Source organism: Pseudomonas oplopanacis (assembly GCF_057128725.1).
Window position 1 is genome coordinate 351141 of record NZ_JBSKHV010000005.1, and the last position, 14104, is coordinate 365244.

9 protein-coding genes and 1 pseudogene are annotated in these 14104 nt (G+C 60.0%); 4 read left to right on the plus strand and 6 right to left on the minus strand.

The genetic code is table 11. The features are described 5' to 3' along the window. Positions 1-3: 3 nt before the first annotated feature. The 3 genes from ACWKV5_RS13905 to ACWKV5_RS13915 are packed head-to-tail and all read right to left on the minus strand — an operon-like array spanning position 4 to position 7192. Positions 4-2715, minus strand: a complete 2712-nt coding sequence (locus ACWKV5_RS13905; protein ID WP_483841687.1) for a putative virulence factor — start codon at positions 2713-2715, stop codon at positions 4-6. Then, the gene (locus ACWKV5_RS13910) at positions 2712-5777 is read right to left on the minus strand and encodes a virulence factor SrfB (protein ID WP_483841688.1); all 3066 of its coding nucleotides are present in this window, start codon (positions 5775-5777) and stop codon (positions 2712-2714) included. The genes ACWKV5_RS13905 and ACWKV5_RS13910 overlap by 4 nt, the downstream gene beginning before the upstream one ends. A 17-nt stretch (positions 5778-5794) precedes the next feature. Next, positions 5795-7192 (minus strand): SrfA family protein, encoded by a 1398-nt coding sequence (locus ACWKV5_RS13915; protein WP_483841689.1) that lies wholly within the window; start codon positions 7190-7192, stop codon positions 5795-5797. A gap of 267 nt (positions 7193-7459) precedes the next feature. Here ACWKV5_RS13915 and ACWKV5_RS13920 point away from each other — a divergent pair, with 267 nt between their 5' ends. Then, positions 7460-8674: an aldose 1-epimerase family protein gene (locus tag ACWKV5_RS13920; RefSeq protein ID WP_483841690.1), complete on the plus strand. Its 1215-nt coding sequence runs from the start codon at positions 7460-7462 to the stop codon at positions 8672-8674. 6 nt (positions 8675-8680) lie between these two features. Here the strand turns inward: ACWKV5_RS13920 and ACWKV5_RS13925 are convergent, their stop codons facing one another. Next, complete coding sequence (locus ACWKV5_RS13925; RefSeq protein WP_483841691.1) at positions 8681-10174, minus strand: YifB family Mg chelatase-like AAA ATPase; 1494 nt, start codon at positions 10172-10174, stop codon at positions 8681-8683. 600 nt (positions 10175-10774) lie between these two features. Here ACWKV5_RS13925 and ACWKV5_RS13930 point away from each other — a divergent pair. Continuing rightward, positions 10775-11080 (plus strand): HigA family addiction module antitoxin, encoded by a 306-nt coding sequence (locus tag ACWKV5_RS13930; protein WP_483841692.1) that lies wholly within the window; start codon positions 10775-10777, stop codon positions 11078-11080. Positions 11081-11132: 52 nt separating this feature from the next. Here the strand turns inward: ACWKV5_RS13930 and ACWKV5_RS13935 are convergent. Continuing rightward, positions 11133-11270, minus strand: a pseudogene (locus tag ACWKV5_RS13935) (BRO-N domain-containing protein); the annotation flags it as partial. A 320-nt stretch (positions 11271-11590) separates the two neighbouring features. After that, positions 11591-11851, minus strand: a complete 261-nt coding sequence (locus tag ACWKV5_RS13940; RefSeq protein ID WP_033060695.1) for an accessory factor UbiK family protein — start codon at positions 11849-11851, stop codon at positions 11591-11593. Positions 11852-12271: 420 nt separating this feature from the next. Here ACWKV5_RS13940 and glnK point away from each other — a divergent pair, with 420 nt between their 5' ends. Together glnK and ACWKV5_RS13950 are read left to right on the plus strand one after the other, a co-directional pair. After that, positions 12272-12610, plus strand: a complete 339-nt coding sequence (gene glnK / locus ACWKV5_RS13945) for a P-II family nitrogen regulator (protein WP_002555808.1) — start codon at positions 12272-12274, stop codon at positions 12608-12610. Between the two features lie 37 nt (positions 12611-12647). After that, positions 12648-13985 (plus strand): ammonium transporter, encoded by a 1338-nt coding sequence (locus ACWKV5_RS13950; RefSeq protein WP_027926392.1) that lies wholly within the window; start codon positions 12648-12650, stop codon positions 13983-13985. The last annotated feature ends 119 nt before the right edge of the window (positions 13986-14104 follow it).

Consider the following 14104-nt stretch of genomic DNA (forward strand, 5'->3'; position numbering starts at 1 on the left):
TACTTATCTCGCTGCGAAGGCTGTGAGCACTTTGCCCAGCCGTTCGTTCTGTTCAGGGGTGATTTCACGTCCGGCACCATGGCCGGCATTGTCCTGCGTGACATAGGCCAGGCCCGAGAGCCAGTCGCCGAGGTAGCGCTGCGCCTGGTTCGCCGGTTGTGCCGGCAGCACGGGCACTTGTCCCGGGCCAACGTCGGTGTAGAACGAGAACAGCGGCGCCTTGGCACCGGCGCGGCTGTTCGGACGCTCGCTCACCGGCTTCTGCAGGTAGCCGAACCAGGACACGAAATCGCGCAGTACACGCTGCACTTCGAATACCTGACGCTCGACCAGTTGATCGCGCCGCGCGCCACTTTGTGCACGCTTGAGGACGGCGCGGCTCAGTTGCCCCGGCAGGTCCTGGCGATAGCCGGCAGTGATCAGTTCGTCGACCACCGCTTCGAGCAAGGCCTTTTCCAGACCGAGCAGATTGAGCAGGCTTTGGCGGGTGGTCAGCTCACGCAAATGCGCGATCCAGGCCTTGAACGCCGCTTTGGCGAATCGGTGCTCGTTGCTTTGCAGCTCGGGCGCCGGAGTGCCGGTGTTGTTGCTGACGGGCGCTTCAGGGCTGGTGTCGTCACCGAAATCGAAATCGAAACCGGCGTCGTTGCCGTACAGGCTCTGGCTCGGTGTCGGCGCGACCGGTTCATCGTCAGCGGCCGGCTCGTCATCGGTTTCATACACGCCGCTGAGGTACAGGTCGCGCACCTCTTCACTCGGCATGTCGAGTTGATCGATCAGCTCGCCGAGCACTGCCGGGCGACGGCCCAGGCCGGTCAGAATCATCTGCGCCTGGGCTTTCTTCGCGGCGGCGGCACCATCGGCGTCGGCGTGGTACCAAGTGCTCAGGCCGTGAGTGGTCAGGCCTTCGAGGCATTCGCTCAATTGCTCGCGGATGCGCTGCAATTTGAATTCGATGTTGGCCACGCCAGTGAAGCTGCTGCTGAAGTGGCTGATACCGCCGTCATCGTTGCGCAGCATTTGCGCCCAGGCATTAACCGGGTTCTTGATGTGTTTGCACACCAGGGCGTTGCTGGCGAAGCTGCTGCCTAGTGCGTCGACACGTTCCTGATAGATGGCGTTGAGGCCGGTTTCCGCACCGCTCGCGTCTTGCTCGATGAATGCCGCGTCCATGCGCGGTTTGCGTACCAGGAAGGTGTTCTGGAACGGCGTGCCGGCCCAGTCGCTCATCCAGCTCAGGCTGCCGAAGCGCTCCAGCATGGTCAGCTTGACCATGCCGTTCCAGCTCTCGTCGTACTGGTCCGGCGTCAGGCTCAGGGAGTTGGTGATGCGCAGGTCGAGCATGGTCAGCGCCCAGATCAGACCGGTGTCGCGCTTGCTGCGAGCGGCCGAGTCGGCGCCTTGGGTCTTTTCGATCCAGCGGGTCAGCACCGGGCCCACGTCGTTGACGTCGCTCTGCTTGGTCGAACCGGTGCAGACCACCAGCGCGTTCATTTCCTGGTTGTCGGTGTAGCGCTCGAACAGGTAGGCGACCTTGCCCCGCAGGATCAGCTGCGAAACGGAGTTGTCCTTGGTGGCGGATTGCGGATCGTTGGAGTCGGCGATCTCGTGCAGCTTCTTGCGCCCGCGATAACCGGGGAAGTCCAGCAGGTCGACCTGATTGACGATGTCATCCAGCGGCGCTTCGATCAGGCGGAAGGTCATTTCGGCCGTCAGTGCCGCCAGTTGCGCGACCGGGATGCCCTGACTGTTTTGCAGGCGACCGCCAATCAGGGGCCGAACCTCAATCGGCAAGTCCCGTGGGCTGCCGAAGCGTTCGAGGATGTCGACGTTCATGATGCTGTCGCGCTGGCTGTAGGTGTCGTTTTCGAAACTCACCAAGGCCTTCAGCGGTGCGAACACGGTTTCGGGCAGGCCCAGCGCGTGCAGGGCGCCGGCCAGTTGCTGGTACACCCGCGTCAGTTCGCTTTGCTCACCCCAGAGGATCGAAAACAGCTCGGCCCGTTCCTGGAAATTCAGGCGTGGCGCCAACTGCAACGCCTTCGGCCAGTACAGGTGCTCAAGTTTTTTCACCGAATTGCGGAAGTTGTCGCGCAGGTAATCCCACAGCGACACCAGGTCGTCGGCGTTGACACCGGTTTGCAGCGGTCCGGTTTCGCGGCCTTCGAACGGTTTGAGCACGCGCTGGATGCGCTCTTCGTCGATCTCGTAGGAAATGCGCTCAAGGTCGAAATCCTTGAACCAGGAGTTGGCGAGAATCTTCGCCAGCTCGATTTCCTTGAACAGCGTGAGCTGTACCGGAAAGTCATTGTCCTGACTTTCCGTCGCCCGACGGCTGAAGCGCGTCACCAGGCCGGTGGCTTCCTTGCCGCCCCCCACCGGGTTGATGTGCTTGATGAAGTCCAGGCGCTGGCCACCGAAATCGGTTTCCAGTTTGCCGTTCTGACCCGCCGCGAGGGCCGAGATCAGGTAGGACTTGCCGGCTTGGGACAAGCCGAAAAAGCCGATGGTCATCGGCGTGCAGGCCACGCGCCCGAGGCTGTGAGCCAGGTTGCGGGCACGGTGCAGGCGGATGTTCAGGTTATCGGCTTCGCTGTCCAGGCGCGGCGCGTTGCCGCGCGTCTGGGCAATCCAGTCCAGCGCCTGACCGGCGCCTTCATAAACAGCGGCCCAACTGGCAGAGAGCTGAGTTTGATCGGGGGTCAGGTCATTCATTTGCGTTTCACACTTCCACTGTCGAGCCAGTACTTGGTCTCGCTCAGGCCGGCGTCGAGCATGGTGTTGAGTTCCAGCTCGAGGTCGCTGCGCGGGTTGAAGTTGACGTTGTTACAGTTGGATTCGATGTTGCGAACCGAGAGGCGGTCGCTGACCAGATCCTGCTTGCGAGTGTACTTGTCCGCCGGCTTGACCTCGAACCGTACCTTGAGCAACGGCGCACTGCCGTTTTCGCCGATCGCCCGGGAAAACTTTTCCCGACCGACCTTGGTGAACCGCAGCGTGTACAGCGGCGAGGCGGCCCAGCGGTCAGCGGCCAGTTGGCGGAAACCGAGGCGCAGATCGCCACGCATTTCCAGTTGTGGCGTGTCGGCGGCCTCGCCCACGCCGATTTCCGGCAGCTTGATTTTGTAGTCTTCGGACTGGATGTCGCGGTACAGCACGTCGGCATCCTTGATCACGTTGTTCAGGTCGATCACGCCGATATGCTTGACCGTCGAATACGGCTTGAGCGCCGACGCACGGAAGTAGAAGTTCGGCACGCTATGGTTGGCGCAGAGCAGGCAGAGCATCGCGCCGACCGACGCGGTGCTTTTCGGGTCGTCGATCCGGCCGTTCTTGTGGAACGGATACCAGCCGCCGGTGCGGTAGTTTTGCAGCGCCAGAATGCGCCCCGGTGGCAGCGGCAGCACCTTGCGGATGAACGCCTGAATGCCGGGCAGGCGCGAAGGGCGGCCGGTCAGCAGCAGGACGTCGCACGGGTAATGCGCGACCACTTCGCACAGCGCACCGAGAATCTTGGTGATGTTGATCTGGTCGTTGAGGAACGCGGCGTGGAGCTTTTGCAGGTCGAAGCTGATCGGCGCGGCATACAGGTCGAAACCGCTCTGAGCACCGACATCGCGGCGCACGGCGGCGTTGACGTAGTCAAGCACGGTCTGGCTGATAGCGTTGTCACCGAGCAACTGGCGATAGCTTTGCGGGGTGACTTCTTGCGGGACTTGCGGATCGTAATGCTCGTACGCCTTGAGCAGTGCCAGGCCCAGCGGGACGAACACCTGCAGGTTCAATTGCTGGCGCAGGATCATGTCCTGAGCGCTGACCGATTCGTCGCCGCACAGGCGTGACATCAGCGAATCCGGGGCTTTCACGCCGGCGTTCTGCAAGGCTTTTTCGAAGCTCGGCAGGATGAAGTCTTGAATCACGTCCAGCAGGATGTCGTCACCGGCGACTTTGAAACCATCGCGAAAACGCTGCTCGGGCACGATGTGTACGTTGCTGCCGCTGCCGGTATTGCCAGCACGGTCGAGGCGGTAGTCGGTGATGACCAGGTCGGTGGTACCGCCGCCGATGTCGATGGTCGCCAGCGTGATGCGTTCGCGGTCGGTCTTGTCCGGCCGGGCGATGGTGTCAAAAAACTCTTCCGGGTGACCGGCAAAGTTCTCGTTGACCTCGGTGTACAGGTACACCAACTGGCCGCAGGAGGCTTCGTCCCATTCCACGCGAATGCTCGGGATCGGCGTGCGCGGGCTGACGGCCTGATCCAGATGCGGGTCTTCCTCGCCGGCATGCCAGCCGAGGCTTTTCCATACCAGGCCGATGGCTTGCAGCATGCGTTCGTTGAGAATGCTGCGCTCGGCCTGGGGCATGCCCGGCGGCACGGTCAGGGTGATGCTGTTGAGCTGGCGCGGCACGCGGGTGTGACCCTGGCGCGAGCGTTGGGCCGGGCTGTTGATTTGCGACAGCGCCTGGGCCAGCACTTCGGCGAGCATGAAGGTCATCAGCGAGCTGCGCGAATAACGCGGCATGAACACCGGCAGGCGATCATCTTCTTCGAGGCTGTAAAGCGCCTCGCCGGTTTCGTTGATCAGGTGAGAGAACGGCGCGGCGGTGGCGTACGGCTCGCTGTCGGTCTTGATGTACGAGCAGTTGAAACGCCAGCCATGGCCGTAGGCGTTTTCGTCCCACAGGTAGCGTTTCGGGCTGGACAGGCCGGTGGAGCCCTCGGTGCCGCGACGACGGCTGGCCAGACGGCTGGCCTCATTGCCGACGCGGGCAATCGTCGCCCACTGGAACGCATCGTGCCGGCCGCTCTTGACCGAGCAGTGATCCTTGCCGAAATACGCCTGGGCGAACTCCACGCGGCTTTCGAACGGCAGGTTGTAGGTGTGTTCCGGGGTGATCAGGTCACGCAGTTCCAGCACGTAGTTCTGCTTCAGCCCGGAGCCGGCCTGACCGTGGTTCTCGATCAGGATGCCGCAGGTGCGCGAGTTGCCGACGTCCAGCACCAGGTCCACCGGAATCGGTTTGACCAGGCCATTGCTGTCGTTGGCAACCACTTTCAGCTCGGGGATTTCAACTTTTGCACGGACCGTTGATTGCTGGGCAGCGGACGGCGTGCTCAACAGGCTGAGCAAATTGAGGTAGTGCGCCAGGTGATAGTTGGCGCGGATATCGGTGTCCAGCTCTGCGCGCGAACGGTGGGCATTGCCCTCGTTGAAGACTTCCAGTAGCCACTCGTTGACCCACGGCTGCGCCAGGAACCAGCGGGTTTCGCTGGCCTTGGTCGCCAGTTTGAAGGACACGCCGGAGCTGATGTCTTCTTCGTTTGGCGCCAGGTAAGCGGTGCCGTCACGCTTGGGCATCACACGGCTGTCGAACGCCATCGTCAGGCGGTGGGTGTTGCCGTCAATGTCGGGTGTCGCCAGTTTCACCAGGCGCATGCGCGACCAGTTGGTCGGGCCTTCATCGAAGCGATGGGGCGGCATGAAGCGGAAAAACGGGGTCGGCAGCCAGACACCGTCGAGCAATTCGAGGCTGCTCTTCATGTCGACGCTGAACGCAGGCTTGGCCTTCTCGATCTTTTCCGGTTCGGGCTCGTAGAAAAAGAAGTCTTTCTCTTGGTTGTACGCCAGGCGGCAGATCAGTCCGCTGATCATCGGCGCGAATTCGCCCGCCGGTTCCTTGCGGGGGTCCAGGCGCAGGGCGAAATCCATGAACTGGATGCCGGTGTCGCTGACCAGCGTGACGGTGTCTTCGAATTGGGTGACTTCAGGCAACATGTCAGGTTATTCCGTTTTTATTCGGCCGCGTGCCGCATGGACATGGGGAATTGATCTTTTCCGTAACCGCCGGTGCAGTCCGCGACCGTGGTCGCTCCTTTGCGGCAGTTGACCTTGGGCATGTCGTAAGTGCTGCCATCGGCGCACACGGCCTGACCCTGGCTGTCGATGGCCAGGCTGCCTCCCTTCATGGTAGCGCTCACTGGCCCGCTGCACTTGGTGCCGTCGGCCTGGTGCACGGTGACTTCGCCCTTGCCGTCCTTGAGCTGGTACTCCAGACGCAACGGTTTGCCGGTCCGGCGATCCTGAATTCCCGCCCCGGCGCGGTACTGACCGTCGAGGAACTTGGCGGCACCGTCAGCGGCGTCTGGCGGAATGCTCAGCGGAGGGCCGGGTTTTGTGGCGGGTTTTTCGGCCTCGGGCGATGTGATATCCGGCGGCGCGGTTTTGTTTTCGGGTGGCGTGGTTGGTGATTCGGCGGCCGGGTCTGCTGCCGGGTCTTTGGCCGGGTCTTTGCCGGGGTCTTGGGTCACGCCGGCGGGCGCTGTGTCAGCTTCGCTACCTTCTACCGCCGGCGCTTCCACGCCATGGGTTCCGGTCACGGCGGTGCCGGTTCCCGTGGTGGAGCCAACAACCGTGCCATTCACCGGAACGCCATTCAACGTCGTGACATTGCCAGGCAGCTTCGGCTCTTCCAGTTGTTTTTCCACCGGCACGATGCCCTCAGGCAACAGGTCTACCGCCACCGACGGAATCGGTACGCAACCGCGCAGGCCGAGCAGCAGCCACAAAAGCAGCAGCAGGAGCGGCAGCAGCAACAGCAACAGCCACCACCAGCGCCGCCACCATGGACGAGCAACCACCGGCACGACGGGCGCAACAACAGGCGCGGGTTCGACCTCAGGTGGAAGCGTGAACGCGGGCGGAACCTGATAGAGGCAGTGCAGGGGATCGCGAGTGCCGTTACCGGCATGCTCGAAACCCCAAAAGGTCAGCACCGGTTTGCCTTGCACCAGGTAGACGAAATTCTCGTCGGGGAAATGAATGACGCGCTTGAGCAGCTTGCCGAACACGGCCTTGTCGCCTTGCTGCGGTTCGCCGGAATCAGTCACCAGGAAACGCTGGCTCAAGTCTTCGAGCGCGGTTTTCAGCGCTTCAAGTTGGAGGCGGGCAGGCGCGCGTTCTTCTTCGGTCGCACTGCTCCACGGGATCACATCACCGTCGAGGCCGCTGTACCAGTCGATCTGGTTACCGAGCTCATCGCTTTGAGGGATGGCCAGATGATCGACCAACTCAGGATTTTTGCGGCGAATGGCTTCGCGCAATTGCAAGGCAGCCCGGTAGACCGGTTGACCTGTTTCGCCCAGGGCAATAAATGACCCGCTCTTACCGCTGCGTAATAGTGCCCCGCGCATTCAAACTCCATATGTTCCGTTGCGCAAAATTGACAGACAAAGGTGTCTGCGCTTGCTCCTGCAATTAGCTGGCGACCTTAATGTCATAATGATGTCGCCGTCAATTAGCGGAGGTCCAAAACCGTATGAGACTAGCGTAAGTGTGCAGAGGTTGCATGAGGTCAATTTGAATTGACTTGGGAAGGCTTGGAGGTGTGCTTTTTTAAGCTTGCTGAAACGTTTCATCAGCGCTATAAAAAACGCACAACTCCAAGAAAGGCTTTTCCCATGACCCTGCTCAAACTCGCTGTCGCCTTCGGGGCGCTCACCGCGGCCTCCCACGCCCTCGCCTGGGATTACGTGCTGCTCGACAGCGACAAGGCTCCCCAGAACTGGCAGATCACCAGCCAACAACTCGGGGTGAAAACCGACCGACCTTTTTCCGTGACCCTTCGCACCTTGCACGGTGGTCGGCAAGAAGGCGTCAGCATCGTCGACATCGATAACGGCACGATGAAACTCTCGGTGGTCCCGACTCGCGGGATGAACGTCTTGCAGGCGTCGGTCGGTACTGTGCGCATGGGCTGGGATTCGCCGGTCAAGGATGTGGTCAATCCGTCCTTCATCGAGCTCAACGGCCGCGGCGGCCTGGGTTGGCTCGAAGGCTTCAACGAACTGGTCGCCCGCTGCGGTTACGAATGGGTCGGCCATCCCGGCATGGACAACGGCGAACTGCTGACCCTGCATGGCCGTGCCGCCAACATCCCGGCCAGCAAAGTCTCTCTGCACATCGATGAGAAACCGCCTTACGCCATCAGCCTGCGTGGCGAGCTTAAAGAGCAGGCGTTCAAGAAAGTCGACTTCTCGGTGATGACCGAGTTGGTCACCGAGCCCGGTAGCGTCACGTTTGCCCTCAACGACACCCTGACCAACAACGGTGATTATCCGAAGGAATACCAGGCGCTTTATCACAGTAACTTCAGTACTCCGTTCCTGGAGCAAGGCGCCCGCTTTGCTGCGCCGGTGAAACAGGTTTCGCCGTTCAATGACAAGGCCAAAGGCGATTTGCCGGACTGGCAGACCTACCGCGCGCCGACCAAGGATTATGACGAGACCGTTTACAACGTTGTGCCTTATGGCGATGCCCAGGGTGACACGTTGACCGTGTTGCATAACAAGGCGGGAAGCCTTGGGGTTTCGGTCGGGTTTAATACTCAGCAGTTGCCGGTTTTTTCGTTGTGGAAAAACACCGATACGCAGGGGCAGGGGTATGTGACCGGGTTGGAGCCGGGGACGAGTTTTTCTTACAACCGGCGGTATCAGCGGCCACTGGGGTTGGTGCCGATGATTGGGGTTAAAGAGCAGAAGCAGTTCCAGATCCGGTACAGCTTGCTGGCGGATAAAGGGGCTGTGGATAAGGCGTTGAAGACGGTGAGTGATATTCAAGGTGGGCGGGAGACTGAGGTGCGGCAGGCGCCGTTGGTGGACCTGAGCAAGGAATAGTCCCTGCTAGTTTGAGGTCGGCCGATACTGAAGCGCTTCGGCCAAGTGCTCGCGAGTAATGCCGTCGACTTGTTCAAGGTCTGCCAAGGTACGCGCGACTTTGAGCAGTCGATGGGCTGACCTGAGTGACAAGGTCAAACGCTCGCAGGCGGTTTCCAGCCAGGCTTCGTCGGTTGTGGATAACTTGCAGTGTTGGCGCAGGCCCGGTAGATCAAGGAAGGCGTTCGCGCAGCCCTGGCGTTTATGTTGTCGTTCTCGTGCGTTGGCGACCAGTAATGCGGCGGTGGCGGTGTCGTCACCGGGTTTACGCGCAGGGTTCAGCGCCGTAGCTTCCCGCGCGACCGTCAGGTGCAGGTCGATGCGATCCAGCAGCGGCCCCGACAGTTTGTTGCGGTAGCGCTGGACCATGTCCGGTGTACAACTGCATTTGCCACTCGGTTCGCCAAGATATCCACAAGGGCACGGGTTCATCGCGGCGACCAACTGGAATCGCGCCGGGAATCGTACGCGGTCTTTGGCGCGGGAAATCACGATGCAGCCAGACTCCAATGGTTCTCTCAGAACCTCCAATACCTTGCGATCAAATTCCGGGAGTTCATCGAGAAACAACACGCCATGGTGGGCGAGGGTGATTTCACCGGGTTGAGGTTTCGAACCTCCACCTACAAGTGCGGGTCCTGAGGCGGAGTGGTGGGGTTGGCGAAATGGCCGCTGTGGCCAATGGCTCAACGGCACACAACTGGTGACCGATTGAATCGCCGCCACTTCCAGCGCTTCGTTCTCGGCCAAGGGTGGCAACAGCCCCGGCAAACGGCTCGCCAGCAGGGTTTTGCCCGTGCCCGGCGGCCCGCTGAACAACAGGTTATGTGCCCCTGCCGCGGCAATCAGCAAGGCGCGCTTGGCCGAGAGTTGCCCCTGCACTTCATTGAGGTCCGGATAGGGTTTGCTGGCGTAGAGCAAACCATTGGAAACGTAAGGCTCGACCGGTGTGTGCCCATTGAAGTGCGCGACCGCTTCCAGCAAATGATCCACCGCGATCACCTTGAGCCCTGAGGCCAGGCACGCTTCTTCAGCGTTTGCTCGCGGCACCATTAGCGACCGCCCGGCCTTGCGCGCTGCCAAGGCTGCCGGCAATACACCGCGAACTGCCCGCACTGCGCCTGACAGCGCCAACTCCCCCAGACATTCCACATCATCCAGCGTCAACGTCGGCACCTGCACGCTGGCCGAAAGAATCCCCAAGGCAATCGCCAGATCAAATCGTCCGCCGTCCTTTGGCAAATCCGCCGGGGCAAGATTCAACGTGATGCGTCGTGCTGGGAATTGCAGGCCTGAATTGATGATCGCGCTTCGAACCCGGTCTTTGCTTTCCTTCACGGCCGCTTCGGGTAAACCGACCATGGTCAGCGATGGCAAACCGTTGGCCAAGTGGACTTCGACGGTCACGGCGGGCGCATCCACGCCAATCTGGGCGCGGCTGTGGACGATGGAGAGGGACATGGTCGTTCCTTGAGCTGACAGAGAACCGCTTCCTGCGGTTTTTTGAAGAGTAGCCGGGTCGCGTGACGGCACAGGCACCAAACTTTCGCAGGATGTTGCGAGTGTCTTTCTGGTTGGTGGAGCGTAAGCGAGTGTGGAGTACCGACGTAATCAGTCGCGGGATGAGGTTTTTGTAGGACGTTGCCTGGAACAATGAAGGACATCGGCAAAAGCTAAATTGAAGGCAAAAAAAACCGCCTTGAGGAGACGGTTTTTTATTTGCAGGCTTCGGTGAGGCCGAAGCCTGTGTTTCCTCAACAGATACACCCACGACGGGAAGCCTGTTCAAATTTGATCATCCGGGCACGCGTCAATAAGGATCTGCTGATGGTCGGCGTTAACATCACCAAGGAACTGGAAAGAGCCTTTGCCACTTCATGATTTGATACAACTCGTTAGTTTATTTGAAAGGTAAGTATTGAAAGAACTGCGATAGCATTCGCCCCGGTTCGGCTGGGGTGGTTTTTTGATCTGTACGAAATTTAAGAACTTCGCGCTTAGAGTAGGCAGCGCTGCTCAGCGCTGAGTTTTCATTATCGGGGCAGGAGGCAATGGGGCGTAATGACTAAGAATGGTATGCGCCCGGTACACCCTGGCGAGATCCTCAAAGAGGAATACCTGGAGCCTCTGAGCCTTACGGCTGCTGCTCTGGCCAGAGCGTTGCGCGTTTCGACCCCCACGGTGAACGACATCGTGCTTCTGCGTCGAGGCGTCAGTGCTGATATGGCTCTCAGGCTTTCTATTTGTCTGGATACGACCCCTGAGTTTTGGCTGAACCTGCAATCGACTTACGATTTGCGCAAAGCCGAGATTGAACGAGGAGCTGCGATTCGGGATCAGGTTGAGCGTCTTTCACATTGCGCCTGATCCTCTGCTCCTGAACGAACCCCACGTTACAAACGTGGGGTTTTTTTGTCGTTCAGATTGCCAGGAGTATTCGGGAAGCACGCTTCCACCACGGCGCAATGACTGCACGCTGTGGCCGTTCACCTTCTGCCAGCATGTGCGGAACATCCTGCAACCGAATCCACGGCTGGTTATTCCAGTGCAGCAAACTCCCGGCAGACCCGAAGATCTCCCACGCACAACCGCCATGACTCGATGTGGCGGAAGTAAACCCGCCATCGGATGGTCGTAATGCTCCTTAAGCTTCCGGGTCGCCAAACCCAGTGCTGAACATTCAGCATTGGGTGAGCTTAGGAACTGGAGCTTTGCGGCGCTATCGGACGGCGGATGAGATCGTTGTAGGACTCTGCCTTGAATCAGCGCTGAATCCGGAATAGCTGGAAGGTCGTTCCGACCTTATCGCGAGCAGGCTCGCTCCCACAGTGGATTGAGGTTCACAGGGGATTGGGCTTTACAGTGGGATCGACTGTGTTACTCGGTCGGTGGATTCAGCTTCGCTTCCAGCTCTGCCACCTTGGCCTCAAGACTCTCCAGCCGTGCACGGGTGCGAGCCAGCACAACCATCTGACTATCAAATTCTTCCCGGCTGACCAGGTCGAGCTTGCTGAAGCCGCTCTGCAACAACGCCTTGAACTGGCTTTCGATTTCGCTTTTCGGCAGCGGGGTTTCGCCGCTGAAGAGGCGGGAGGCGGTGCCCGTCAGGGCGTCGAGGAAGTCTTTGGGCGCGAGCATGGGGAAGGTCCTGGAAACAATGGCGGGCAGTGTATCACGCAGTGTCTATAGTCAATTCCAGCGGGTGGCCGGCGCACGCTTTTCGCGCATGCGGACGGACGGCAGCGCACTGTTGTTGTGCGTTAGTTCGCGGGTAATGGAGAGCGCCGGCTCGTGGTATTGGCCAAGGGATTGAATTCAGAGGTTTTTGGCGAGATGGCAAGCTTTCTGCTTAGTGACTATCAACCCATGCACTGATGCAGTCGCTGTGACGAATGCAGTGCGCCAGGCGAAACGGGGGAAGTGTTTCGTACGGGGTGGTTAGCTGGGGTCGGACGGGCATTCAAGGCCGACGATGCGTTACAAAGCCAGGCACTGCGCTTAGACTTGAGTCGGGTTTGTTTTCCTGGGGCAAGTCCACCAATTCGGGAGAGAGTTTTCATGAAGCTAGTCACTGCCATCATCAAGCCGTTCAAACTGGACGACGTGCGCGAGTCGCTGTCCGAGATCGGCGTGCAGGGCATTACCGTTACTGAAGTCAAAGGCTTCGGTCGGCAGAAGGGTCACACCGAGCTGTATCGCGGCGCGGAATACGTGGTCGATTTTCTGCCCAAGGTGAAGATCGATGTCGCCATTGACGACAAGGATCTGGACCGGGTTATCGAGGCGATAACCAAGGCAGCCAACACCGGCAAGATCGGTGACGGCAAGATCTTCGTGGTCAATCTGGAACAGGCGATTCGCATCCGTACCGGCGAAACCGATACCGACGCGATTTAAAAGCCGCCACAAACCCAACGCCCCAGGAGAAAACAATATGACTCTGCGTAAATTCGCAGGGCTAGGAGCCCTGTTGTCCCTCGTAATGCCCGGCCTGGCCTTGGCGGCAGACGAAGTGGCGGCCCCAGTCCTCAATTCCGGCGACACCGCCTGGATGATGACCTCGACAGCCCTCGTGCTGTTCATGACCATTCCCGGCCTCGCGCTGTTCTACGGCGGCATGGTTCGGTCCAAAAACATTCTTTCCGTGATGATGCAGTGCTTCGCCATTACCGGTCTGATCAGCGTCCTGTGGGTCATTTATGGCTACAGCATCGCGTTCGACACCACCGGCATGGAACAGGGCGTCATCAATTTCAACTCGTTCTTCGGAAGCCTGAACAAGGCCTTCCTCGCCGGCATCACGCCAGCCAGCCTGACGGGTCCTGCGGCGCTGTTCCCTGAGGCGGTGTTCGTCACCTTCCAGATGACCTTCGCCATCATTACTCCTGCGTTGATCGTCGGTGCTTTCGCCGAGCGGATGAAGTTCTCCGCCATGCTGATCTTCATGGGCGTGTGGTTCACCCTGGTTTACGCACCGATTGCGCACATGGTCTGGTCCGGTAATGGCGGCCTGTTGTGGGACTGGGGCGTGCTCGACTTCGCCGGCGGCACCGTGGTGCACATCAACGCCGGTGTGGCCGGTCTGATTGCCTGCCTGGTGCTGGGCAAGCGCAAAGGCTTCCCGACCACCCCAATGGCCCCGCACAACCTCGGTTACACCCTGATGGGTGCCGCGATGTTGTGGGTCGGCTGGTTCGGCTTCAACGCCGGTTCCGCAGCTGCGGCCAACGGCACCGCCGGCATGGCGATGCTGGTGACCCAGATCGCAACCGCCGCTGCTGCGCTGGGCTGGATGTTCGCCGAGTGGATGACTCACGGCAAACCAAGTGCACTGGGTATTGCTTCGGGTGTGGTCGCCGGCCTGGTCGCCATTACGCCAGCCGCTGGCACCGTGGGCCCGATGGGCGCTCTGGTGATCGGCCTGGCAGCGGGCGTGGTGTGCTTCTTCTGCGCCACCACCCTGAAACGCAAACTCGGTTATGACGATTCCCTGGACGCCTTCGGTGTACACGGTATCGGCGGTATCCTCGGCGCGATCCTGACCGGTGTGTTCGCTGCGCCGTCCCTGGGTGGCTTCGGCACCGTCACCGACATCGCCGCACAAGTCTGGATCCAGTGCAAAGGCGTGGGCTTCACGGTGATCTACACCGCGATCGTCACCTTCATCATTCTCAAGGTCCTGGACGCTGTCATGGGCCTGCGTATCACGGAAGAAGAAGAGGCTGTAGGAATCGACCTGGCACTCCATAACGAACGCGGCTACAACTTGTAAGACGCGCATAAAAAACTTGCCCGGCTTGCCGGGCATTTTTTTGGTTCTTCACGGATTACCGGGAAAGACGCTCTTGATCTTCATGAAAAAGAATTCGCTATCCCGGTAACCGTATGCCA

What these genes read in the sequence shown, in the direction of transcription:
- ACWKV5_RS13950 (WP_027926392.1), top strand. Translation starts at nt 12,648, where the DNA reads ATGACTCTGCGTAAATTCGCAGGGCTAGGAGCCCTGTTGTCCCTCGTA.
- ACWKV5_RS13940 (WP_033060695.1), bottom strand. Translation starts at nt 11,851, where the DNA reads ATGCTCGCGCCCAAAGACTTCCTCGACGCCCTGACGGGCACCGCCTCC.
- ACWKV5_RS13910 (WP_483841688.1), bottom strand. Translation starts at nt 5,777, where the DNA reads ATGTTGCCTGAAGTCACCCAATTCGAAGACACCGTCACGCTGGTCAGC.
- ACWKV5_RS13920 (WP_483841690.1), top strand. Translation starts at nt 7,460, where the DNA reads ATGACCCTGCTCAAACTCGCTGTCGCCTTCGGGGCGCTCACCGCGGCC.
- ACWKV5_RS13915 (WP_483841689.1), bottom strand. Translation starts at nt 7,192, where the DNA reads ATGCGCGGGGCACTATTACGCAGCGGTAAGAGCGGGTCATTTATTGCC.
- glnK (WP_002555808.1), top strand. Translation starts at nt 12,272, where the DNA reads ATGAAGCTAGTCACTGCCATCATCAAGCCGTTCAAACTGGACGACGTG.
- ACWKV5_RS13925 (WP_483841691.1), bottom strand. Translation starts at nt 10,174, where the DNA reads ATGTCCCTCTCCATCGTCCACAGCCGCGCCCAGATTGGCGTGGATGCG.
- ACWKV5_RS13905 (WP_483841687.1), bottom strand. Translation starts at nt 2,715, where the DNA reads ATGAATGACCTGACCCCCGATCAAACTCAGCTCTCTGCCAGTTGGGCC.
- ACWKV5_RS13930 (WP_483841692.1), top strand. Translation starts at nt 10,775, where the DNA reads ATGACTAAGAATGGTATGCGCCCGGTACACCCTGGCGAGATCCTCAAA.